Origin of the sequence: Paenibacillus sp. FSL R5-0766, from assembly GCF_037971845.1 — a bacterium.
In the GTDB taxonomy this organism is placed as follows: domain Bacteria; phylum Bacillota; class Bacilli; order Paenibacillales; family Paenibacillaceae; genus Paenibacillus.
The window spans coordinates 6,051,659-6,078,303 of record NZ_CP150227.1 but is presented as its reverse complement, the minus strand read 5'-3'; the positions used below and the strand labels follow the sequence as shown (position 1 = coordinate 6,078,303).

4 protein-coding genes are annotated in these 26,645 nt (G+C 53.1%); all 4 read left to right on the top strand.

Annotated elements, in window-relative coordinates:
* Window positions 1-149: 149 nt before the first annotated feature.
* The 4 genes from MKY66_RS26300 to MKY66_RS26285 all read left to right on the top strand — a co-directional run bounded on the left by MKY66_RS26300 (window position 150) and on the right by MKY66_RS26285 (window position 26,250).
* Complete coding sequence (locus tag MKY66_RS26300) at window positions 150-3,458, top strand: amino acid adenylation domain-containing protein (RefSeq protein WP_076217215.1); 3,309 nt, start codon at window positions 150-152, stop codon at window positions 3,456-3,458.
* Window positions 3,448-5,274, top strand: coding sequence for an ABC transporter ATP-binding protein (locus tag MKY66_RS26295; RefSeq protein WP_076217216.1), 1,827 nt, complete (start codon window positions 3,448-3,450; stop codon window positions 5,272-5,274). The genes MKY66_RS26300 and MKY66_RS26295 overlap by 11 nt, the downstream gene beginning before the upstream one ends.
* Window positions 5,271-7,004 carry an ABC transporter ATP-binding protein gene (locus tag MKY66_RS26290; RefSeq protein ID WP_076217217.1) on the top strand — a complete coding sequence of 578 codons (1,734 nt, stop codon included), beginning with the start codon at window positions 5,271-5,273 and terminating at the stop codon, window positions 7,002-7,004. The genes MKY66_RS26295 and MKY66_RS26290 overlap by 4 nt, the downstream gene beginning before the upstream one ends.
* Window positions 7,005-7,275: 271 nt before the next feature.
* On the top strand, window positions 7,276-26,250 hold the full coding sequence (locus MKY66_RS26285) for a non-ribosomal peptide synthase/polyketide synthase (protein ID WP_339806385.1): 18,975 nt from the start codon (window positions 7,276-7,278) through the stop codon (window positions 26,248-26,250).
* Window positions 26,251-26,645 lie beyond the last annotated feature (395 nt).

Genomic DNA, 26,645 nt, shown 5'->3' with positions numbered 1-26,645 from the left:
GCCGTCAAGCGAAAGTGGTGCGCATCCCAAGGAAGACGGCGAACAACTTGCAACTCCGTAAATCAAGCCCGTAAACGCGCAGGCCGAAAGCAAGTTTTTTCGGATCTGCGCCGGGGCATGCGGTCACTTCATTTTTAGGGGAGGTACGAATGAAATCTTTATTTGAAAAGGAAGAACGGTACTGGAGCAGTAAGTTTGACGACGATGACAGTCTGAGCTTCCTTCCCTACAGTCAATCCTCCAAATTATCTGCGGGCGGCGAAGCTGCGGCAGAGCCGGCTTTGCTTCACCGTACCCTGCCGAGTGAGCTCTCGGAGAGAATTATTCGCCTCGCCAATGGTTCGGATCTGGCTTTGTACATGATTGTTTTGGCAGGAGTAAAAAGTCTGCTGTTCAAATATACCGGGCAGGATCAAGTACTTGTCGGCATGCCTTCTTATAGCGGGGCCCCGGACGTGACTCAGCCACCACATGACATCCTGTTGATCAAAACGTCCGTAAGCAGCCAGACTACGCTGAAAACGCTGCTCGGGGGCATCAAAGCCTCCATCGGCGAGGCGCTGGAGCATCAGTATCTGCCTTTTCGGAAAATGGTGGAGCCGCTCCATCTGGACTATACAGGAGAGGGCCTTCCGGTCGTCAACACCGTTGCATCCTTCGCCCCGATCCATCCTGAACCGCTGGGTAACCGGGTGGCGGCAGATACGGTTTTTCGATTTGACCACCAAAACGACTCTATTCAGCTGGAAATAAGCTTTGACCGGAATCGGTACGAGCGGGAATTTGTGGAACAGGCGGCCGACCATCTTGTTCGGCTTCTGTCCGTGCTTGTATTTCAGCCGGATCTGGAGCTTGGACAAGCCGATGTGCTTTCCCCGGACGAGAGGGAGACGTTGCTGAATCGATTTAATGACACCGAAACCGGGTTCGAGCGGGGGAAAACGATTCACGGTTTGTTTGAAGAACAGGCGGAGCTATACCCGGACAACGTGGCCGTTGTCATGAACGAACGGCAGCTGACCTACCGCGAGCTGAACGAGCGATCCAACCATCTTGCGCGCAAGCTGAGGGAGACGGGAGTTGAAATGGACCAGCTGGTAGCGATTCTGGCCGAACGCTCACTCGATATGGTTGTCGGCATACTGGCGATTCTCAAAGCGGGTGGAGCCTACGTGCCTGTCGATCCCGACTATCCGGAGGAGCGCATCCGCTTCATGATCGAGGATTCGGGTGCACCGTTATTGCTGATTCAAAAGCATTTGCATGAGAAGACCGACTTTGCAGGAACGCGCCTTGAAATAGATGATTTCGTTTGGGGAGACAGTGGGGCGGACTCGGAAGGTGCGCTGGACGCTTCAAATCTGGAGCCAATTTCCGGGTCGGGCAACTTGGCATATGTCATCTACACGTCGGGAACGACCGGCAAACCCAAAGGCACGTTGATCGAGCATAAAAACGTCGTGCGCCTCCTGTTCAACGACAAGAACTTGTTCGACTTCGGGCGGTTCGACACGTGGACGCTGTTCCACTCGTTCTGCTTCGATTTCTCCGTCTGGGAAATGTACGGAGCGCTGTTGTATGGAGGCAAGCTGGTCATTGTACCGCCGCTTACGGCGAAAAATCCGACCGATTTCCTGGCGCTGCTGTGCCGCGAACAGGTCACGATTTTGAACCAGACGCCAACGTACTTCTATCAGCTGCTGCGTAAGCTCTTGGCGGATCATCCGTACGATCTGCTGATTCGCAACGTCATTTTCGGCGGCGAAGCGCTCAGTCCGCTTTTGCTCAAGGGTTTCAAGACGAAGTACCCGGAGACAAAGCTGATCAATATGTACGGTATTACCGAGACGACGGTTCACGTGACGTATAAGGAAATTACGTGGGTCGAAATGGAGGCGGCGAAGAGCAATATTGGCAAGCCAATCCCAACGCTGAGAGTGTATGTCCTGGATGAAAACCGCCGCCCAGTGCCGATCGGCGTAGCGGGCGAAATGTATGTGGCCGGGGAAGGGCTCGCGAGAGGATACCTGAACCGTCCGGATCTGACGGCGGAGAAGTTCGTTGATTCCCCGTTTGCGGAGGGGGAAAAACTGTATCGCTCAGGCGACTTGGCGACCTGGCTGCCGGACGGCAACATTGAATACCTCGGCCGAATCGACCACCAGGTCAAAGTCCGCGGGTACCGGATCGAGCTGGACGAAATTGAGACGCAGCTTCTTAACGTCCGGGGCGTGGAAGAAGCGGTGGTACTCGCCCGGGACGACGCGAACGGCCATAAGCAACTTGTTGCTTATTACGTCGCGGAAACAAAGCTGGCGGCGAATGAACTCAAGGAGCAGCTCGCCAAGCAGCTTCCGGGGTATATGATTCCTGCGCATCTTGTGCAGCTTTCGCAGATGCCGCTGACCGCGAACGGAAAAATCGACCGCAAAGCGCTGCCAGTGCCGGAGGAAGCTGCGGCCAGAGGAGCGGAATATGTTGCGCCGAGAACGCTGCTCGAGATGAAGATCGCCCGTGTCTGGCAGGATACACTTGGTATTCCTCAGGTCGGCGTAAAGGATAACTTTTTTGAGCTGGGCGGCAATTCGTTAAGTCTGATGAGGCTTGTTCAAGCCGTTTACGATGAAACGGGCATCGAGATACCGCTGAATCGCCAATTCCATAGTGTAACCGTTGAAGCCATGGCTTTTGGGGAGGAGGATCTGGGTCTGGATAAAGGGGGAGACTCCTTCATTAAGCTGAATAAAACAGGGGATCTGAACGTGTTCTGCTTCCCTCCAGGCAGCGGCTTCGGCATCGGTTACCGAGAGCTTGCAAGTAGGTTAGACGGCCGGTTCTTGCTTTACGGCATTGATTTTATCGACGATGTCATCGATTACGAGGCCATGCTGAACCATTATGTGGATGAGATTGTTCGTATCCAGCCGGAAGGACCTTACGTGCTGCTCGGTTACTGCTTCGGAGGCAACCTGACGTTCGAGGTAGCCAAAACGATGGAAAGAAGAGGGCATGTCGTAACGGACGTGCTTATGGTGGACTCGTGGATTAAGGACACACTCACGCCTTATGAAACGTCTGAGAAAGAGCTTGAAGAAATGCTTGCGGATTTCGATGAAGAAGAGAAGGAATTAATGAGCAATCCGCTCGTGCGGGAGCGTGTTCATCGGAAGATCAAAGCCACCTTGACGTACGAAGCGCAGCTTATCAATTCAGGTACGATAACTGCCCGGATTTACGAACTGATTGCGAAGGACAGCGAAGCGTTCCGCCTGGAGCACCAGTTGCCGTCCTGGCAGAGGGCAACGACGCAAGCTTACGCCGATTACCGGCTGGAGGGCGCACACGAGGAATTACTGGAACTCGCGCGCGTGGACGAAACGGCCGTTGTCATCCGTGACATCTTAGTGCAGATCAAGCGGCAGATCGAAGCAGAGGTCGGGGTCCTGCATGGGATCTGATCGGCAGACGGCTGTTCAAGAACAACGCACAGCGGAGCCTTCCAAGCGCCGAACCGCTTATGATACCTGGAAAGCGTTCCGCTGGCTGATGTCCTATGTGAGCCGCCACAAAGGCTGGATGATCGTCGGTATCTTGTCTGCAATAGCCGCCGCGGTTATTGAGATATGGACGGGACGTTTGGTCGAGCAGCTGACCACACAGGCCGAGAATGGGGCGGGGCCCGTCGTTCTGCAGATCGTGTACACGGTCTTTGTGGTCATCTTGATCGGTGTGCCTGCGAAGTTTTTCATGAGCTTCGGTGTGGAGCGAAGCAGTGCTTCTGCGGTGCAGGATATCCGCAACCATGTCATGCGTCATATCGGCAAACTCCCGGTCCCCTATTTGGAAAAACAGCACTCCGGCGACGTGTTGTCGCGGATCAACAACGATCTGCAGCTCATCCAGCAATTTATGATTCGGGACCTCGCCCAGTGGTTTTATCATCCGCTATTATTTATCGGCTGTTTCGCTTATTTGATGTATCTCCAATGGGAGCTGATGCTGTACAGCCTGCTGTTATTTCCCGTAGCACTGCTGGTTTCCCAATGGATCGGCAAGCAGTTGGAACAGTTGACGGAGGAAGCCCAGGCGAACATGGGCCGAATGAACATCAACCTCCAGGATACGCTTGGAGGGATACCTATTGTGAAAAGCTATCTGCTATCTGGTATGTTATCTCGCTCCTACCAAGTGTTACTGCAATTGACGGCTCAAAAAAAGCTGGCCGTTAAAAAGCGGGAAGCCTGGGTCAACCCGCTGCTTTCTACGCTGATGATCAGCCCGATCATTTTCGCCGTCAGTTACGGTAGCTATTTGATCTACAACGGGCAGCTAGGCGCGGGAGAACTGATCGCTTTCCTGTACTTGCTTAATCTGTGTCTGGAGCCGCTGGAGCATATTCCCGAGCTCATCACGCGCACGTTCGAAATGAGCGGTGCTCTGAGAAGGGTCTCCGAAATCGTCGAGCAACCGACTGAAACGGAAAATGGTCGTTTGCTTCCAAAATCGAGCGCCGCCCCCATCCAGTTTCAGAACGTAACCTTCGGGTATGAAGAGAATTCCCTGATTCTGCGGAATATTAACTTCTCGGTGCCTGAAGGCAAGACGATTGCACTTGTCGGAGCGAGCGGCGGAGGGAAGAGTACGGTGTTTAAGCTGGTATGCGGCTTTTATCCGCTTCCGGAGGATCAGGGCGAGATCCGTGTGTTCGGAAGCCTGATCCGCGGCGCTGATCCAGAGCAGCTTCGGTCGCATTTTTCCGTGGTAACCCAAGATTCATATTTGTTTAGCGGTACGATCGCCGAAAATATCGGCTATGGGCGGGAAGAAGCGTCGATGGACGACATTATCGAAGCCGCCAAAGCCGCTCAGGCCCATTCTTTCATTATGCAGCTTGAGGGCGGCTACCAGACGTATGTCGGAGAGCGCGGCGGCTTTTTGTCCGGTGGACAACGCCAGCGCATTGCAATGGCCCGGGCTTTTCTGAAAGATGCTCCCGTTCTGCTGCTGGATGAGCCCACATCGGCTCTTGATCCGGAGTCGGAAAGCGCGGTTCAGGAAGCGCTGGACGTATTGATGAAGCAGAGAACGACCATGGTTATTGCCCACCGGCTTTCTACGGTGCAAAACGCCGATGAAATCTGGGTTATGGAAGAAGGAAATATTGTCGAAAAAGGAACTCATGAACAATTGCTCGAGAGGAAGGGACTGTACGCCCAGTCGTACTACCAGGAATTTACCGAGTCTGCCGAACGCAGGGAGGTGTCATACACATGAAAAAGGGCGGAAGGCTCTCGCAAGTGAAAGAACTCGGCTACTTGCTGACGTTTATGAACCGCAAGCGCAAAACCCAGTACGCGATTGGCCTTGCTGTAACGGCGCTCACCCAGACATTGTTTCTGATCGCCTTCAGTTTGGTCGTACATAACTTGGTTGATTTCGCCGTGTCCCGAGATACGTCCCTGATGGTGGAAGCCTTTATTATTTTGGGCGCGGCCCTGTTCCTGGAAAATATAATCTCTCCCTGGTTCATTTACTTATACCAGCGCAGTGTCGAGCTGACTGTGCTGAATATCCGCAAACGTCTTTATGACAAGCTGTGCCGGGTGCGGCCGAAATTCCTGGAGCAGACGCACCATGGGGACTTGCTGTCGCGGGTGAACAACGACGTAACGACCGTTGAGTTTACATTCTCGCAGGTTTACTTCGTTTTGTTGCTTCAAGTTGTCTTTTGCATCGGCTCCATTGTCTCCATGGTGGTGATCGATTGGCGGTTTGCCGGCGTATCCTTCGTGATTCTGTTGCTGTCCTCTCTGGTCAGCCTGAAATTTGCACGGGATATCCGCGCTTTGTCCGAACAAGGCTTGCAAACGCTCGGTAAAATGACCGAAAAATTCAAAGATTTTATGGGCGGCATTCAAATTGTGAAGTTGTTCCGCATCCGCACGATTTACGGCCAGTACGAGGCGTTGAACGAACAAATGACGCAAACGCTTCGGCAAACGGCGAAGAAGAACGGTATGCAAGCTGCGGTGAACCATTTTATCAGCTACGTCACGTTTTGCGGCATCATCGTCATCGGCAGTCTTCTTTATGCTTACGGAATGATGGGGATGGGAAGCGTCGCCGCCCTGGCAGTTTTGCAAGTGAATCTGACACACGCCTTGTTGAACTTGGGGATGGTTCTGTCGATGACCCAGAATTCGCTCGCGGGCGCTCACCGGATTCAAGAGGTGCTAAGCGAGGAAGAGGAACCGGAGCGTCTGGGATCTTCTCACAGCGAGCTTGTATCGGAGGCTGCGGTGGAGTTTCGCGATGTGGAATTTTCCTATCAGGCGGATAAAAAAGTACTTGTCGACATGTCCATGCAGGTGTTTCCTGGTCAGGTCGCTGCGATCGTGGGAGCCAGCGGCAGCGGCAAAAGTACGCTGATTAAGCTGCTGCTCGGCTTTTATCCTGTGGACAGCGGAGATATCCTGCTCCAGGGCAAACCATTTGGCCATTACACGCTGGACGAAATTCGCAGGCAGATTGCATACGTTCCGCAGGAGCCATTTTTGTTTACCGGCACGATTGAGGAAAACATCCGCTATGGAAACCCGGATGCAACGGATGAAGAAGTGGTTGAAGCGGCCAAAGCGGCGTACGCTCACCATTTCATTCAGGAACTTCCTGAACAGTATAAAACGCCGGTGGGGGAGAGAGGAGCATCGTTGTCAGGCGGACAAAGGCAGCGAATTGCGATCGCCCGGGCGATTCTCAAAAACGCCCCGATTCTGCTGCTGGACGAAGCGACTTCTGCATTGGATAACGAATCCCAGCATTGGGTACAGCAAGCTCTGAACGTATTGATGAAGGGGCGCACCACCATTCTGATTGCGCATCGTCTCAGCACGGTGGAACATGCGGATTTGATTACGGTCATGAACCAAGGAACGGTCGTCGAACGGGGCCGCCATCAGGACCTGCTTGCGCTCGGAGGATATTATGCGCGGCTGTATGGCTAGACCATTACGACGAGCGGCTTCCTGCTGATATCTGTATAAATTGAACTTTTCATTTACATAAAAACGGAGAGGACAGAAAAAACCTGAAAAAGCGTAGCGCTCGCCTTTATCACCGGATTTTCCCTTTTAAAAAGGGATGCCAAAAAATCTGGGGATAACAGCGATTGGAAGGTTATTCTGTCATCGGAGTGTTCCGTGTAAATCATCTTTAGTTCAATTTATAGATACAAAGCCTATCTACAAACAATCTCTAATACGGGAGTGTGTCGATGTGAGAGAGAATATGAACAAGCAATATGGATTAACGCAAGCCCAGCGCCGGATATGGTTCATGGAAATTATGAATCCGGGCACATCCATCACGATGCTTTCCGCGACCTACCAGATTACGGGCGAGATCGACACCAAGCTGCTGGAGCAAGCGGCTGCAGAGATTGTCAAAACCTATGACGCTTTCCGAATCCGCATTAGCGGGGATTTGCAAAATCCAACGCAGTGGTTCGAAGAGCCGGAGAATGTCCAAGCCCAGATAAGCCACCTCGAAATAGGTACAACCGAACAATTCTATGCCTGGGTGAAAGAAGTAACCGAAAAACCGGCCAGTGTGTTCGACGAACACCTCTATCAATTTACGATGATCCATTTTGCGAACGGCCAAGTATGGCTTAATTTGACTGTAAATCATATCATTGCCGATGGCTTGTCCGTCACTGCTTTGCTGCATGCGGTGATGGAAAAATACCTGGAACTGCGCAAAGGCATCCTCAGCAGTTACCAGGCCCCTTCCTATCTGGATTATATTTCAACTGAGCATGAGTATGAGCAATCGCAGCGTTATCAAAAAGGCAAGGAATATTGGCTGACCAAGTACAACACTTTGCCTGAAACGAGCGGCATTAAATCGGCTCCGCCATTCTCGATTGGCAGCGAATCGAATAAACGTTCCATCACGTTGGATGGTTCCCGGTATGACCGCATTCTGGCTTTTAGCGAACAATATCAGGTCAGTTTATATACGTTATTTTTGTCCGCCATGTATGCCTTATTGTATAAGCTGACCGACAGCACCGATGTGCCGGTCGGCACGGTTTTTGCCAATCGCACCAGCAAGAAGGAAAAAGAAACGATCGGTATGTTCGTCAGCACCGTAGCTACGCGGATTAGTCTGAATCCAGATGGGTCCGTGCTTTCCTTGATCCAAACGGTTTCCAAGGAAAATACAGCGGATCTGCGGCATCAGAAATATCCTTATAACCAATTGATCCAGGATTTACGTGAACAACACGGTCGCAACGATCTTTCGGAGTTGTTCCGCACGTCTCTGGAATATCTGCCTTTGAAAATCGTGGAGTACGAAGAAATCAAGGTACGTCTGGAGGCTCACTTTGCCAGGCACGAGATGGACGATCTACTGCTGCGCTTTGACCATATGCTGAATGAAGGCCATGTCATTCTCCATGCTTCCTATCGTACCGGCCTGTTCGAGACGACCGAGATTGATCGCATTATGGAACAGTATGTAACTGTTTTGGACCAGTTTCTTGAGACTCCCGAACTGCGGGTACGTGAGATTTCTCTACTGAGCGATGAGGAGAGACACCGCATTCTGGGCGTGTTTAACCCGCCGGTGGCAGCATTGAGCGAGGGAATAGCGTTTCATCGGTATGTCGAAAAGTTTGCCCGAGACATTCCGGATCACCCGGCAGTTGTTTATATGGACAAAAAGCTGACCTACGGCGAACTGAACAAACGCGCCGAGCGGCTGGCTACGCTCCTTCGTGAACAGGGCGTGGGAAGGGAGACGATTACGGGGATCTGGGCGGAGCGCTCGGTGGAACTGCTGGTCGGTGTGCTCGCCGTATGGAAAGCCGGCGGAGCTTATGTACCGCTGGACCCCGATTATCCGGCGGAGCGGATTGAGTACATGCTCAGCGATAGCGGAGCATCGGTACTGCTTACGCAGCGTCATCTGTTGGAGGGGGCTGGAGGTTGGTTGGCCGATGACCGGCTGAAGCTTCAAGCTGTCTATGCGATGGACGATGAACAGATGTATAACGGGGATACCTCAGCCGTGGAATATGAATCTGCTGACAGTGCCCCGCAAGACCTGGCTTATGTGATTTACACCTCGGGTACGACGGGACGCCCAAAAGGTGTCATGATCGAGCATGGTAGTCTCATGAATACGGCGGATGCGTACCGCCGCGAGTACCGGTTGGATCAGTTCCCGGTGCGGTTGCTGCAACTGGCCAGCTTTTCGTTTGACGTGTTCGTTGGAGACATCGCGCGGACGCTGTATAACGGAGGAACGATGGTGATTGTGCCAAAGGATGACCGGATTGATCCGAACCGTTTATACGGCTGGATTCGGGAGCAAAACATTACGGTATTTGAATCGACACCTGCGCTCATCCTGCCGTTCATGCAGCATATTTATGAAGAAGGGCTGGACGTCAGCTCCATGCAGTTGCTGATTACCAGCTCGGATGCTTGCAGTGTAACGGATTACCGATTGCTGCAGGAAAGATTCGGCGGACAATTCCGCATCATCAACAGCTACGGCGTTACCGAAGCGGCCATTGACAGCAGCTTTTACGATGAGCCGCTGGACAAGCTGCCAACGTTGGGTCATGTGCCGATTGGCAAAGCCTGGCTGAACGCCCGGTTTTACATTGTAGATGACGGGTTAAAGCCGGTTCCTGTAGGGGTTCCGGGTGAACTTGTCATCGGCGGCGCCGGGGTGGCGCGAGGGTATTGGAACCGTCCGGACCTAACCACCGAGAAGTTTGCAGACAGCCCGTTTGTGCCTGGCGAACGTCTGTATCGGACAGGAGATTTGGCCCGCTGGCTGGAAGACGGCAACGTTGACTTCATCGGCCGAATCGACTATCAGGTGAAAATTCGCGGGTTCCGGATCGAACTCGGCGAAATTGAATCGGCCCTGTTGCGTTTCCCGGGTGTCAAGCAGGCTGTGGTGACTGACCGTACGGATGAGCAGGGGCAAAAGTATTTGTGCGGTTACGTGGCAGGGGATGATTCCTTGCAGCTGATCGATCTGTTGTCCCAATTGAAACAAGAGCTGCCTGCGCATATGGTTCCGGCCCGGCTGGTATCTCTTGATCAGCTACCACTCACACCGAATGGAAAAGTTGACCGTAAAGCGCTGCCTGAACCGACCGGAGAGGTAGAAGTGGGCCTTGAGTATGTGGCTCCTCGTACAACGCTGGAAACAAGACTTGCACTTATTTGGCAGCAGGTGCTGGGTATTGCGCGAGTTGGAGTCCGTGACGATTTCTTTGACCTTGGTGGTCATTCCTTGCGAGCCTCCGCGCTTGTTTCCAAGATTCGAAAAGAGCTGCAAGTCGAGGTTCCGTTGCGGGACGTTTTCCGCTACACCACGATCGAACAACTTGCTCAAAGAATTAGCGGTTTAAAGCAGCAGGAGACGTATGAGATTACAAAGGCGGCAGAGGCCGAGTACTATCCGGTTTCATCCGAGCAAAAGCGTCTGTACGTCCTGCGCCAGCTTGACGCGGCCGAGCGTAGCTACAATATGTCGGCGGCGCTTCTTCTCAAAGGCAAGCTGGACCGCACGCGCGTAGAGTACGCGTTTCGGGCGTTGATTCAGCGCCATGAGACGCTGCGTACCGGGATCGAGCAGGTTCAAGGCGAGCTTGTGCAGCACATCTATGACGAGGTGGAGTTTGATGTAGATTATTTCCAGGTGAGCGAGCGAGAAGTGGACCAAGTGGTGGAAGCATACTATCACCCGTTTGATCTGACCAAGCCGCCACTTCTTCGCATCGGCCTGATTGAAGTCACCGAGGATCGCCACATTTTGCTGTTCGATATGCACCACATCGTCTCGGATGGTATCTCGACAGCGTTGCTTTTCGACGAGTTCAGCCGCCTGTATCGGGGTGAGGAGCTGGCTCCGTTGCGTATTCAATACAAAGATTATGCCGTTTGGCAGCATTCCGAAGCCTACGTGCAGTTGATCCAGCCGCAGAAGGAGTACTGGCTGGAACAGCTGTCGGGCGAGCTGCCTGTATTGGAACTGCCGACGGACTTCCCGCGGCCTGCGGTGCAAAGTTTTGACGGCCGGACCGTGAAGTTTGATATTGGGAAAGAACGGACGGAAAAGCTGAAAGAACTGGCCGCACGGACAGGCACGACCCTGTACATGGTGCTGTTGTCTGCTTATTCGATCCTTATGCATAAATATTCGGGTCAGGAAGATCTGATCGTGGGAACGCCGATTGCCGGAAGAACGCAGGAAGAAGTGCAGCCAATCGTAGGTATGTTTATCAACACGCTTGCCATTCGCAGCCATCCAGAGCGTTCCAAGCCGTACCTTAAGTACCTGGAAGAAATGAAGGAAATCACACTCGGGGCTTTTGAACACCAAAATTATTTGTTCGAAGACTTGGTGGAAAGCCTTCACATTCCGCGTGCGACCGGCCGGAATCCGCTCTTTGATACGTTCTTCTCCCTGCAAAATACGGAGAATGAGCAAATTGTCATCGAGGGGCTGGAGCAATCGTTTTATCCGTTGGAAAACCGAACGTCCAAGTTCGAGCTGCTTCTGGACATTTCGGAGCTGGATGGTCAGCTCGAATGCCGGTTGGAGTACGCTACGGCTTTGTATAAACAGGAGACCGCGGAGCGATTCGCCAGACATTATGACAAGCTACTCGAAACTATCGCAACAGCGCCGGAAGGGGATATTGCTTCGCTGGAAATGCTAACGGAGCAGGAAATCCGTGAACTGGTGCGCGGTTTTAATGATTCGGAGGCAGACTACCCGCGTCAGCAGACGATTCATGGCTTGTTCGAAGAGCAGGCGAAGCTTTATCCGGATAACGTGGCCGCCGTCATGAATGAGCGGCAGTTGACCTACCACGAATTGAATGAGCGGTCCAACCGGCTTGCGCGCAAGCTGCGGGAGACGGGAGTCGAAGCGGACCAGCTGGTAGCGATTCTGGCCGAACGTTCGCTTGATATGGTCGTCGGCATTCTGGCGATTCTCAAAGCGGGCGGAGCCTACGTGCCTGTTGATCCCGACTACCCGGAGGAACGCATCCGCTTCATGATTGAGGACTCGGGCGCACCGTTATTGCTGATTCAAAAGCATTTGCATGAGAAGACCGACTTCGCAGGAACGCGCCTTGAATTGGACGATTTCGTTTGGGGCGACAAAGGGGCGGACTCCGCTGGTGCGCTGGACGCTTCGAATCTGGAGCCAATTTCTGGCCCGGGTAACTTGGCCTATGTCATCTACACATCGGGAACGACCGGCAAACCCAAAGGCACGTTGATTGAGCATAAAAACGTCGTGCGCCTTTTGTTCAACGACAAGAACCTGTTCGACTTTGGGCCGTCCGACACGTGGACGTTGTTCCACTCGTTCTGCTTCGATTTCTCCGTCTGGGAAATGTACGGAGCGTTGCTGTACGGAGGCAAGCTGGTTATCGTACCGCCGCTTACGGCGAAAAATCCGGCTGAGTTCCTGGCACTGTTGAGCCGCGAACAGGTCACGATTTTGAACCAGACGCCAACATATTTCTACCAACTGCTGCGTGAGGTTTTAGCGGACCATCCGTACGATCTGCAGATTCGTAACGTCATCTTTGGCGGCGAAGCGCTCAGCCCGCTGTTGCTCAAGGGTTTTAAGACGAAGTACCCGGAGACAAAGCTGATCAATATGTACGGGATTACCGAAACGACGGTTCACGTGACGTATAAGGAAATCACATGGATGGAGATGGAGGCGGCGAAAAGTAATATCGGCAAGCCGATCCCAACGCTGAGTGTGTACGTTCTGGATGAAAACCGTCGTCCTGTTCCGATCGGCGTAGCAGGCGAAATGTACGTAGCCGGTGAAGGCCTGGCAAGAGGATACCTGAATCGCCCGGATTTGACGGCGGAAAAGTTCGTTGATTCTCCGTTTGCGGATGGGGAGAAACTGTATCGCTCAGGCGACTTGGCGGCCTGGCTGCCGGACGGCAACATTGAATATCTGGGTCGGATCGACCATCAGGTCAAAATTCGCGGGTACCGGATCGAGCTGGACGAAATTGAAACGCAGCTTCTGAACGTGGAGGGTGTGGAAGAAGCGGTGGTGCTCGCCCGTCAGGACAGCGGGGGCGAGAAGGCGCTTGTTGCCTACTTTGTGGCGGACCGGACGCTGACGGTTAGCGAAATGAGATCTTCGCTGGCTCAGGGAATGCCGGGATACATGATCCCGTCGTACTTCGTGCAGCTGGAACGCATGCCGCTGACGTCCAACGGCAAAGTGGACCGCAAAGCATTGCCGGAGCCGCAAGGCGGCTTGCAAACGGGCGTCGAATACATAGCGCCGCGTAACCTTACGGAGTCCCGGCTTGTGAAAATCTGGGAGGAAGTGCTGGGTTACTCCGGCATTGGAGTCATGGACAATTTCTTCGAACTGGGAGGGCATTCCTTGCGGGCGACAAACCTTGTCAGCAAGATTCGGAAGGAAATGAACGTTGAACTTCCGCTGCGCGATGTGTTCCGCTATATGACGGTAGAGTCGATGGCCGGGGCTATTGCCAGCTTGGAAGAATCAGAGCATAGCTCGATTCCAAAAGCGGAAGAGAAAGCGTACTATCCGGTTTCCTCTGCACAAAAAAGGCTATACGTCCTGCACCAGCTGGATAGCTTGGAGCTGAATTATAATCTCCCAAGCGCCTTGCAATTGGAAGGGGATTTGAACGAGGCCAAAGTAGAAGATGTACTGACTACTTTGATGGCCCGGCACGATATGTTGCGCACCGGTTTTGAAATCATGAATGGGGAGCCGGTTCAGCGTATTCACCCGCTCGTCGCTTTCAAGGTCGAGAAGATTCAAGCAAGCGAAGATCAGGTTGCAGCCATTCTTGAAGGCTTCATTCAGCCTTTTGACTTGACCCAGCCGCCTTTACTGCGCGCCCTGTTGATTGAATTGGAGAAAGAAAAATTCCTGCTCGCGCTGGATATGCATCACATTGCTTCCGACGGCCTTTCCATGAACGTGCTGCTGCGCGAATTCGTGCGGCTGTACAATGGGGAAGAATTGCCGGAGCTGCGAATTCAGTACAAGGATTACGCCGCTTGGCAGCAATCCGAGGAACAGCGTCAACGCATCAAACGACAGGAGGAATACTGGCGCGGGGTATTCAGCTCCGAGCTTCCGGTTCTTGAGCTGCCTCTTGACTACTCTCGTCCAGCTGTTCAACAGTTTGACGGTCAAACGCTCACGTTTAGGCTAGATGCGGAGAAAGGCGAGGCTCTCAAACAGCTTGCCAGCGATTCGGGGGCAACGTTGTACATGCTTCTGCTGGCTGCGTACTCTGTATTACTTCATAAATACGCGGGACAGGAAGATATAGTAGTTGGCACTCCGATTGCCGCTCGTTCTCACGCCGACTTGCAGCCGATAATCGGCATGTTTGTCAATACGCTGGCCCTTCGCTTGGGTCCGACGGCAGAGCGGACGTTCATGGATTACTTGCAGGAAGTGAAGGAAACGACACTTGGAGCCTTCGAGCACCAGGACTATCCGTTTGAGGAGCTGGTAGAAGCTCTTCAGGTGACCCGGGATTTAAGCCGAAATCCGCTGTTTGACACCATGTTTTCTTTGCAAAAGCACGAAAGCCTGGATTTAACTCTTGAAGGCTTGCAATGGTCACTGTTTGACATCGAGGAAAAGACGGCGAAGTTTGATCTTAGCTTGGATATCGTGGAAGAGGGTAACGAGTTGGTTTGCAAGATCGAGTACGCTACCTCGTTGTTTAAGCAGGAAACGATGGTACGGCTGGCGGGTCATTACGAGCAGCTTTTGGCGTCGATCCTGGCTCAGCCGGGTGCGCGGATTTCGGATTTGGATATATTGACGAACAGCGAAAAGGATAATTTATTGGTCGGGTTTGACGTGTCGTCTTCGGCTCTTGCGAAGCAATACGCTGCAGAGGGTACAGGTTTGGAAGCAGATGAGTCGTGGAGAGAGAGAACGTTCCACGAGCTGTTCGAGGAGCAGGCGGAGCGCACTCCGGGAGCGCTGGCGGTTGTATACGAAGACAGCAAGCTGACGTATGCGGAGCTGAATGCTAAAGCGAATCGTCTGGCGTATGTACTGCGGGCACGCGGGGTGAAGTCGGAACAGGTGGTTGGCATTCTGGCCGACCGTTCGGCCGAGCTGCTGATCGGGGTGCTCGCCGTATGGAAAGCTGGAGGTGCTTATGTACCGCTTGACCCCGACTATCCAGCGGAGCGGATCGAATATATGCTCGCGGACAGCGGGGCATCGGTGTTGCTTACGCAGACCTGCCTGTTGGAGCAGGCGGAAGCTTGGCGCAGCGACAGAGCTTTAACGCTGCAAACGGTGCTTGCACTTGATGACGCCGCGGCGTACAGCCTAGGCACGGTGGAAACAGCTGTAGGCGTACAAGCTTTGGGCGAAGAGGGCACAGAGGCGGAGGCTTTGGCGCAAGTGGCAACGGCTGTTGCCGAAACATCTGCCACGGCAGAAGCTGAGCAGAACGCACAAGCGGCGGATCTCGCATCCAATCCGGCAAATGTGAACAAGCCGGGCGATCTGGCTTACGTCATCTACACCTCCGGTACGACGGGCCGTCCGAAGGGCGTGGCAGTGGAACACCGCAGCTTGGTGAACACGGCGGCGGGCTACCGGCGGGACTACCGTCTGGATCAGTTCCCAATCCGGCTGTTGCAACTTGCCAGTTTCTCGTTTGATGTGTTCGTCGGTGACATTGCACGGACGCTGTACAACGGTGGAACTATGGTCATCGTGCCGAAGGAAGACCGGATTGATCCAACCCGCCTCTATGGCTGGATTCGTGATTACGCCGTGACGGTGTTCGAATCAACTCCGGCACTGATCGTGCCGTTCATGGAGCATGTGTATGCCGAGGGTCTGGACCTTGGCTCGATGCAGCTGCTGATCACAAGCTCAGATGCGTGCAGTGTAGCGGATTACCGCACCTTGCAGGAGCGCTTTGGCTCGCAGTTCCGTATTATTAACAGCTACGGCGTAACGGAAGCAGCGATTGACTCCAGCTTCTATGACGAGCCGCTGGAGAAGTTGCCGAAGGCGGGTAGCGTGCCCATCGGGAAAGCGTGGCTGAACGCCAGATTCTACATCGTGGATGCAAATCTGAAGCCGGTGCCGATCGGGGTGCTGGGCGAACTGGTTATCGGCGGAGCGGGTGTGGCCCGCGGTTACTTGAACCGCCCGGATTTAACGGCGGAGAAATTCGTAGATAGCCCGTTAACCGCTGGGGAGCGGTTGTACCGGACGGGTGATCTGGCACGCTGGATGCCTGACGGCAACGTAGATTTCATCGGGCGAATCGACAATCAGGTGAAAATTCGCGGTTACCGGATCGAGCTTGGTGAGATTGAAGCGGCCATGAAAAATGTTGCCGAGGTGCGTCAAGCGCTTGTCATCGACCGGACGGACGAGCGGGGGCAGAAATATTTGTGCGGGTATGTCGTAGTGGATTCCAGCTTCGATCTGGAAGGGCTTGTGGCCCATCTGGACGCCGTACTGCCTTCTCATATGGTGCCTTCGCGAATCATGCGTCTGGATCAACTACCGCTTACACCGAACGGCAAGATCGACCGTAAAGCGTTGCCTGTGCCGGAAGGAAGCATTCGTGCCGAGGCTGCATACACGGCGCCGCGTACTCCAGCCGAGAAAGCACTCGCGTTGGTCTGGCAGTCAGTGTTAGGCGTGGATCAGGTTGGCACCATGGATAATTTCTTTGCGCTTGGTGGGGATTCAATTAAAGCTTTACAGGTATCTTCTCGTCTTTTGCAAACGGGGTACAAGCTGGTCATGAAAGATTTGTTCCATTACCCGACGATCTCCGCCCTTAGTTTGCGGTTGCAAACAGCGGCGAGAACGGCAAGCCAGGCCGAAGTGACGGGAGAGGTTATCCTGACCCCGATTCAGCGCTGGTTCTTTGAACAAAATCCGGCCGATGTGCATCATAGCAATCAGGCGATTATGCAGTTCTCCAAGCAAGGCTTTGATGAAAAAGCTTTAAGCCAAGCAGTGCGTCAGCTTATCGTGCATCACGATGCTCTTCGTACGGTTTATCGTCAAACCGAGAATGGTTATACCGTCTGGAACCGAGGCGCCGGGGAGAATGAAGTGCTGTTCGATCTGGAAGTTATCGATTTCAAGGGAGTCCGTGACGTGAAAGAAGCGGTAGAGGTTAAGGCAAATGACATTCAAGCAAGCATCGATCTGGAAAACGGTCCGCTGGTGAAGCTTGGTTTGTTCCGCTGCGACGATGGCGACCATCTGCTCATCGCGATCCATCACTTGGTCGTAGACGGCGTATCCTGGCGGATTCTGCTTGAGGATTTTGCAGCCGCCTATGAGCAGGCGCTGCAAGGACAGCTGATCCGTCTGCCGCTCAAAACGGATTCATTCCAAACGTGGGCGAAACAGCTCGCTGATTATGCGAACGGGCCGGCGATGGAAAGCGAGAGAACGTATTGGCAGTATATCGAGCAATTGGCCTATGAGCCGCTTCCAAAAGATTATGAACAAGGCAGATCCAAGCTGAAGGACAGCGGGCTCGTAACCGTTCGATGGACAGTGGACGAAACCGAACAGTTGCTTAAGCAGGCTCACCGTGCTTACCATACGGAAATGAACGATTTGCTGCTTGCCGCGCTGGGCCTCTCAGTACAAGCTTGGAGCGGTCAGGAACGCGTGCTGGTGAATCTCGAAGGCCACGGCCGGGAAGAGCTTTTGCCAGATGTGGACATTACGCGCACGGTAGGTTGGTTTACAAGCCAATTCCCTGTTGTTCTGGAGCCAGGTCACGTTGCACTCGGTCATCAGGTGAAACAGGTGAAAGAAAACTTGCGTCGCATTCCGAACAAAGGGATCGGCTATGGCATCCTGCGTTATTTGTCGGCGCCGCGTGCCGGAGAGAGCTTCGTTTTGGAGCCGGAGATCAGTTTTAACTATCTGGGCCAGTTCGACCAGGATCACGAAAGCAGTGGCTCGCAGCCGTCTCCGTTCAGTCCGGGCTCCGATTCAAGTCCGAATGCTGTGATGGATTATGTCCTCGATATCAACGGTATGGTGTCGGAAGGCGTGTTGGAACTCACGATCCGTTATGGGGAAACCCAGTATCAACGGGAGACGGTTGAGCGCCTGGGCTCCCTGCTTCAATCGAGTTTGCGTGAGGTCATCAGCCATTGCGTATCGAAAGAGCAGCCGGAGCTTACGCCTAGTGACGTACTGCTTCAAGATGTGACGGTGGAGGAACTGGAGCGGCTGTCCGAACATACGGCGGCACTCGGCGAACTGGAGAATGTATATACCCTGACTCCACTGCAAAAAGGGATGTTGTTCCACAGCCTGCTGGATGCCGATTCGGAAGCTTACTTCGAACAGGTAACCTTCGATCTGTATGGAAGCCTGAATGTGGAAGCCTTCACCCGGGGATTGGATACGCTGGTACAGCGAAATGAGGCGCTGCGGACCAACTTTATTACCGGCTGGAGAGACGAGCCGATTCAAGTGGTATTCCGCGAGCGGAAATGTGAAGTGTACTTTGAAGATCTTCGTTCGGCAAGAGATGAACACCCGGAGAAAACGATAGCCCATTTTGTCAGCGCGGATAAAGCTAACAAGTTTGATTTGGCTCAAGACTCTCTTATGCGTGTGACCGTTTTGCGCACAGGCGACGAAGCCTACCATGTGATCTGGAGTCATCATCACATTTTGATGGATGGCTGGTGTATGTCCTTCATGATCAAGGAAGTGTTCGACACTTACTTTGCCTTTCAGGAGAAGCGAGCGCTAGAGCTTCCTCCGGTTACCTCATACTCCCGGTATATCGAATGGCTGGAAGCTCAAGATGTAGCAAAAGCTTCGGGTTACTGGTCGGAGTATTTGGCGGGTTACGATCAGCAGACCAGGCTGCCGCAGGAGAGAACGCAGCTGAAACAGCATGCTTTTGAAATGGCTGAAATCGATGTGGAACTCAGCAAGGGACTGACTGAGCAAATTGAACGTGTGGCGCGCCAGCAACAGGTGACACTCAACACGTTTATGCAGACTGTATGGGGACTGGTCTTACAGATATACAACAACAGCGAGGATGTTGTGTTCGGCTCCGTTGTATCCGGGCGTCCGGCGGAAATTCCGGGCATCGAAAGCATGATTGGCCTGTTTATTAATACGATCCCGGTCCGTATTCAAGGTAAAGCCGAGGAGACGGTAGCCGATATCTTGAGAAAAACACAGGATCAAGCGCTGGCATCGGGAGCTTACGAAACGTTCCCGCTGTTCGAAATTCAGTCGCTGAGCGAGCAAAAGCGCGACTTGATCAACCATATCATGGTCTTTGAAAATTATCCGATGGAAGAACAGATTGAACAAGTTGTCGGCGGAGGCCAAGATGCGCTGAAAATCGCTAATATCCAATCGCCGGAACAAACGAACTACGACCTGGACATTACCGTCATTCCGGAAGAGCATATTTTGCTACGATTTACGTACAATGCACTGACATTCAGAGAGCAAGACATCAGGCAGATCCACGGTCATTTTGCCCGTGCATTGGAGCAGGTTGCGGCTAACCCGAATGTTCGTGTACATGAGTTAGAGCTTCTGACGGCGGCGGAAAAAGAAGAAATTGTCGGCGAGTTTAATCCGGTGCAGCCGGAAGTGGCTCCTGTAGCCGCCTTCCATCGCCTGTTCGAGGAACAGGCGGAACGTACACCGGAAGAGGAAGCCGTTGTCTACGAGAACGATCGGCTGACGTATGCGGAGTTGAATGAGCGGGCGAACCGCCTGTCGGCAACGCTGCGTGTAAGCGGCATCGGTCGGGAGACAATCGTTGGCATTCTCGCCGAGCGTTCGGTGGACCTTCTGGTGGCTGTGATGGCCGTCTGGAAAGCGGGAGGGGCATATGTACCGCTTGACCCGGATTATCCGGCGGACCGTGTGCGGTTCATGCTGGAAGACAGCGGAGCGAAGGTACTGCTGACGCAAACGCCGCTGCGAGAGCGTGCCGAAGCCTGGCTCAGCGAAGAGGAGCTGGCACTGGCGAAGGTGCTGTATCTCGATGACGAAACGTCATACAGCGAAGATCGGGTAGATGCCTCGATGGGCACTGGTACGGTTTCCGGTATAGACCCCGGCAAGCTAACGGGGGCTGTGAACGGTGGTGGCGAGAGTCATCCAAATGATATTGATGTTGTTGGTATGGACAGCTTCCATGAAGCTTGCCCGGAGGATTTGGCGTATGTGATCTACACGTCGGGGACGACGGGCAAGCCAAAGGGTGTAATGATCGAGCACCGCAGCCTGGTGAACACGGCAGCAGGCTACCGACGGGAATACCGGTTGGATCAGTTCCCGGTGCGTCTGTTGCAGCTCGCAAGCTTCTCGTTTGACGTGTTCGTGGGTGACATTGCGCGGACGCTGTACAACGGCGGTACCATGGTCATTGTACCGAAGGACGATCGGATCGATCCGTCTCGTCTGCATTACTGGATAGAGCGGGAGCAAGTGACGATTTTTGAATCAACGCCGGCGCTGATCGTGCCGTTTATGGAGTACGTGCATGAGCAGGGGCTGGAGTTGAGCGGGATGGAGCTGTTGATCACTAGCTCGGACAGCTGCAGTGTGGCAGATTACCGTACCTTACAGGAACGGTTTGGTCCGTCATTCCGCATCATTAACGCCTACGGTGTGACGGAAGCGGCAATTGACTCCAGTTTCTATGACGAGGGGTTGGAGAAACTGCCGCCGACAGGCCATGTGCCGATTGGCAAAGCGTGGTTAAATGCGAAGTTTTACATCGTGGATGCACATCTGAATCCCGTACCGGTCGGGGTGCTGGGCGAATTGGTTATCGGCGGAGTCGGTGTGGCGCGCGGGTACTTGAACCGTCCAGAGCTGACGGAAGAGAAGTTTGTAGACAGTCCTTTCACCGCTGGTGAGCGGTTGTATCGCACGGGAGATTTGGCGAAGTGGATGGAGGATGGCAACGTGGACTTCATCGGCCGGATCGATAACCAGGCGAAAATCCGGGGTTACCGGATCGAGACGGGCGAAGTCGAAGCAGAGCTGCTGAGTGTAGGTGGTGTGAAGGAAGCGGTCGTTGTTGTCAGGGAAGATCAAGAGGGGCAGAAAGCATTGTGCGCTTATTATACAGTTGAAGAAGGCTTGACGGCGGCAGATTTGAAACGGGCGATCTCCAGTGAGCTACCGGGATACATGATTCCGTCGTATTTCGTCGAACTGAAGCAATTGCCTCTAACGCCGAATGGGAAAATTGACCGGAAGGCGCTGCCAGCGCCGGAAGGGGGAGGCCGCGAATACGTGGCGCCGCGCACCGAACTGGAGGCAAAACTGGCTGCCATTTGGCAGGAAGTGCTTGTTCGGGAGAAGGTGGTAGGCGTAACGGACAACTTCTTCGACCTCGGAGGACACTCCCTGCGTGCGACAACACTTGTCAGCAAAATGCATAAGGAGCTGGGCGCCCAATTCCCGCTTCGCGACGTATTCCGCTACTCGACAGTTGAGGAAATGGCAATAGCTATGAAGCGTTTGGAGATCGGTTCGTTTATGGCTATTCCGGCTGCGGAACCTAGCGAGTACTATCCACTCTCTTCTGCTCAGAAACGTCTCTATATCTTGAACCAGCTGGAAGGAGGCGAGCTGAGCTACAACATACCGGGAGCTATGTTGCTCGAAGGGCAGCTCGACCGGCAGCGGTTTGAAGAAGCGTTCCGCGGGCTTGTAGCTCGTCATGAAACGCTGCGTACCAGCTTTGAGATGGTTGAAGGCGAAGCGGTTCAGCGGATTTACGAAGAAGTCACCTTCCAGGTGGAATATGTGCAGATCAGCGGGGAACAGGCGGAAGAAACGGTGCGCCAATTCGTTCGTGCGTTTGATCTAGCGAAGCCACCACTTCTGCGGGTGGGCATTGCCGAACTCGCGCCAGACCGGCATATACTGATGTTCGATACACACCATATCGTATCGGACGGCGTTTCAATGGACGTACTGATCGAAGAGTTCGTGCACTTGTACAGCGGGGAGTCGCTCAAGCCACTCCGCATTCAGTACAAAGATTATGCAGTATGGCAGCAATCGGACGAGCAGAAAACGCAGCTTGCCAAGCAGGAAGCCTACTGGATTGACATGTTCAGCGGAGAACTGCCAGTTCTGGAAATGCCAACGGACTATCCGCGCCCGGCTATGCAGAGCTACGAGGGCCGTACGCTGCAATTGTTTATGAATATTGAGAAAAGCGAAGGTCTGAAACGGCTTGCAGCTGAAAACGGCGCAACGCTTTACATGGTTCTGCTTGCGGCGTATAACGTGCTTCTGCATAAATATTCAGGTCAGGAAGACGTGGTGGTAGGTACGCCGATTGCGGGTAGAAATCACAGCGATGTTCAGCCGCTGATCGGGATGTTCGTTAATACATTGGCCATCCGCAGTTACCCGGTTGCTGGTAAGACGTTCCTTGACTACTTGAAGGAAATCAAGGAGACAACGCTGGGTGCTTTTGAACATCAGAATTATCCGTTTGAGGAACTGGTGGATAAGGTAAACGTGACTCGTGATTTAAGCCGTAATCCGCTGTTTGATACGATGTTTGCTTTGCAGAATACAGAAAATTTGGAAATTCAGCTTCCGGGACTGCATTTGTCGACGTATGCCAGCGAAGAAATTGTGTCCAAATTCGATCTCAGCTTGGACGTTACGGAGATTGAGGAAGGCTTGGAATATCTGTTTGAATACGCCACGGCTCTATATAAAACCGAAACGGTGGAGAAGTTGGCTGCCCACTACTTGCAGTTGCTTGAATCCCTTCTCTGCAACCCGTCAGCGACAATTTCCGAGTTGGATATTTTGACGGCGGCGGAAAAAGAAGAAATTCTCGGCGCGTTTAACCCGGCGCAGCCGGAAGTGGCTCCTGTGGCAGCGTTCCATCGACTGTTCGAGGAACAGGCGGAACACACGCCGGAAGCGGAAGCTGTCCTCTACGAGAACGATCGGCTTACGTATGCGGAGCTAAACGAGCGGGCGAATCGCTTGGCGACTACGCTGCGTGGAAGCGGCATTGGTCGGGAGACAATCGTTGGCATTCTCGCCGAGCGTTCGGTGGACCTGCTGGTGGCTGTGATGGCCGTCTGGAAAGCGGGAGGGGCGTATGTACCGCTTGACCCGGATTATCCGGCGGACCGTGTGCGGTTCATGCTGGAAGACAGCGGAGCGAAGGTGCTGCTGACGCAAACGCCGCTGCGAGAGCGTGCCGAAGCCTGGCTCAGCGAAGAGGAGCTGGCACTGGCGAAGGTGCTGTATCTCGATGACGAAACGTCATACAGCGAAGATCGGGTAGATGCCCCGATGGGCACTGGTACGGTTTCCGGTATAGACCCCGGCAAGCTAACGGGGGCTGTGAACGGTGGTGGCGAGAGTCATCCAAATGATGTTGATGTTGTCGGTATGGACAGCTTCTATGAAGCTCGTCCGGAGGATTTGGCGTATGTGATCTACACGTCGGGGACGACGGGCAAGCCAAAGGGTGTAATGATCGAGCACCGCAGCCTGGTGAACACGGCAGCAGGCTACCGACGGGAATACCGGTTGGATCAGTTCCCGGTGCGTCTGTTGCAGCTCGCAAGCTTCTCGTTTGACGTGTTCGTGGGTGACATTGCGCGGACGTTGTACAACGGCGGTACCATGGTCATTGTACCGAAGGACGACCGGATCGATCCGTCTCGTCTGCATTACTGGATAGAGCGGGAGCAAGTGTCAATCTTTGAATCAACACCAGCACTGATCGTGCCGTTTATGGAGTACGTGCACGAGCAAGGGCTGGATTTGAGCGGGATGGAGCTGCTGATCACAAGCTCGGACAGCTGCAGCGTGGCAGATTACCGAACCTTACAGGAACGGTTTGGTCCGTCATTCCGCATCATTAACGCTTACGGCGTAACGGAAGCAGCAATTGACTCCAGTTTCTATGACGAGGAGTTGTCGAGACTTCCTCAGACAGGGAATGTGCCGATTGGCAAAGCGTGGTTGAATGCGAAGTTTTACATCGTGGATGCACATCTGAATCCTGTTCCAGTCGGGGTGCTGGGCGAATTGGTTATCGGCGGAGTCGGTGTGGCGCGCGGGTACTTGAACCGTCCAGAGCTGACGGAAGAGAAGTTTGTAGACAGTCCTTTCACCGCGGGTGAGCGATTGTATCGCACGGGAGATTTGGCGCGATGGATGGAGGACGGCAACGTGGACTTCATCGGCCGGATCGACAATCAGGCGAAAATCCGGGGGTACCGGATCGAGACGGGTGAGATCGAGTCACAGCTGTTGCGGGTGGTAGGTATACGCGAAGCGGTGGTGCTGGTTCGAAGTGATGAGAATGGGCAAAAGGCGCTGTGCGCCTACTACACAACGGATATCGAACTGACGGCGGCCGACCTGAAACGAGCAATCTCCAGCGAGTTGCCTGGTTACATGATCCCGTCGTACTTCGTGGAGCTGGAGCATTTACCTCTGACACCAAACGGGAAAATTGACAGGAAAGCTCTGCCGGCACCGGAAGAGGGAGTAAGTGCAGGGCGCGAATACGTGGGGCCACGCACCGATCTGGAGGCGAAACTGGTCTCCATCTGGCAGGACGTGCTCGGGTCAGTTACGATTGGTGTGACGGACAACTTCTTCGACCTCGGCGGTCACTCGCTGCGGGCGACAACGCTGGTCAGCAAGGTGCACAAGGAGCTGCACGTGGACCTGCCGCTACGCGATGTATTCCGGTATTCGACTATTGAAGCGATGGCTGAAGTGATTAGCCGATTGGAACAGCAGGAATTCCTCTCCATTCCGGTTCTGGATAAAAGGGAGCATTATCCGCTTTCCTCTGTGCAAAAACGGCTGTACATCCAGCAGCAGATGGAAGGCGCCGAGCTTAGCTACAACATGTCCGGCATGACGGTTCTCGTCGGACGCTTGGAGCGGAATCAATTCGAGGCGGCGCTCCAAGGATTAATCGCTCGTCACGAAGTTTTGCGAACTGGCTTCGAAATGGTCGACGGCGAACCGGTACAACGGGTTTATTCGGACTTGGAGTTTGCCGTCGAGTATACAAAAGCGACGGAAAGTGAAACGAAAAGCATTGCGGATGCCTTTGTACGTGTCTTTGATTTGGACCGGCCGCCGCTGCTGCGTGTGGGCTTAGTTGAATGGGAAGCGGAACGTCATCTGCTTATGCTGGACATTCATCATATCGTCACGGATGGCATGTCGATGGGTATCTTCATCGAAGAACTGCTGCGCCTGTATAACGGTGAGACACTGGAACCGCTTCGGATTCAATACAAGGAATTCGCCGCTTGGCAGCAGTCCGAACCTGTAAAAGAACGGCTGAAACACCAGGAAGCCTACTGGCTGGACATGCTGGAAGGTGAACTGCCAACGCTTGAGTTGCCTACGGACTTTGTCAGACCTGCCACTCGCAGCTTTGAGGGAGATGTGCTGCCTTTCAGTATCGACAAGCAGATGACCGACAGCTTGCAACGCATTGCCGATGAGAATGGTGCTACCCTATATATGGTGTTATCGGCGGCCTATTCAATCCTGCTCAGCAAGTACTCGGGACAAGAAGACTTCATTGTAGGCACACCGGTTTCGGGCCGCACACATGCCGACCTGGAGCCGCTCATCGGAATGTTTGTCAACACGTTGGCGATTCGTCATTATCCATCCGGGGAGAAGACGTTCCTCGCTTACTTGAACGAAGTCAAAGAAACGATGCTGGGGGCCTACGACCACCAGGATTATCCGTTTGAAGAACTTGTGAAAAAGCTGCAGGTGCCGCGCGATCAAAGTCGCAATCCTTTATTCGATGTCATGTTTACACTGGAAACGAAGGAAGATAACGTTCAAAGCTTCGGGGAAATCCAGATCGAATCTTATCCGGAAACGCATGCGGTTTCCCAATTTGACCTTACCTTGGTCATTTCGCTCTTGGATGAGGGAATGAACGGGCAGTTTGAATATGCGACGAAGTTGTTTACGCGCAATCTGATCGACAATTTCGCTCAAGACCTGCTCGTGATCATCAACCAAATTGCCGAACAGCCTTCGGTAATGTTAAAGGATATTTCCCTGAATGGCCAAACTGAACAGGAGCAAGATGAGCTAGAGGTTATTGATATTATTTTCTAATCCCTTACCCGGCTTGGGTGAAAATGGATCATTTAAGCACGTTATATGCGACATTCGGTATATTGAGGAAGTGGTAATTTTCTTTTTGTGGTAATCTGTGGTGGTTTCACGACTTTTTATCACCTGACAAAAGTATTTAAGTTATGTAACAAAGGGTCCTGATGACAGTTGTCATCAGGACCCTTTGTTTATGAACTTATAATTAATGTTCCTCTGTCCAAATCAGTATGAGGCTATTATAATGAAAGCCTTTAACTGATATAGGATGAGTACTCTGGTATTATGGAATGCACAGTAATTTTTATCTATTTTTCAGACTTAGTATTTACTTATAGTTGTTATATTAACTTAACTATTTAATACAAGAGATATTACTTCATTGAGAGTAGCTGTTG

Coding starts and splice junctions, on each gene's coding strand:
- MKY66_RS26295 (WP_076217216.1), top strand. CDS start 3,448: ATGGGATCTGATCGGCAGACGGCTGTTCAAGAACAACGCACAGCGGAG.
- MKY66_RS26290 (WP_076217217.1), top strand. CDS start 5,271: ATGAAAAAGGGCGGAAGGCTCTCGCAAGTGAAAGAACTCGGCTACTTG.
- MKY66_RS26300 (WP_076217215.1), top strand. CDS start 150: ATGAAATCTTTATTTGAAAAGGAAGAACGGTACTGGAGCAGTAAGTTT.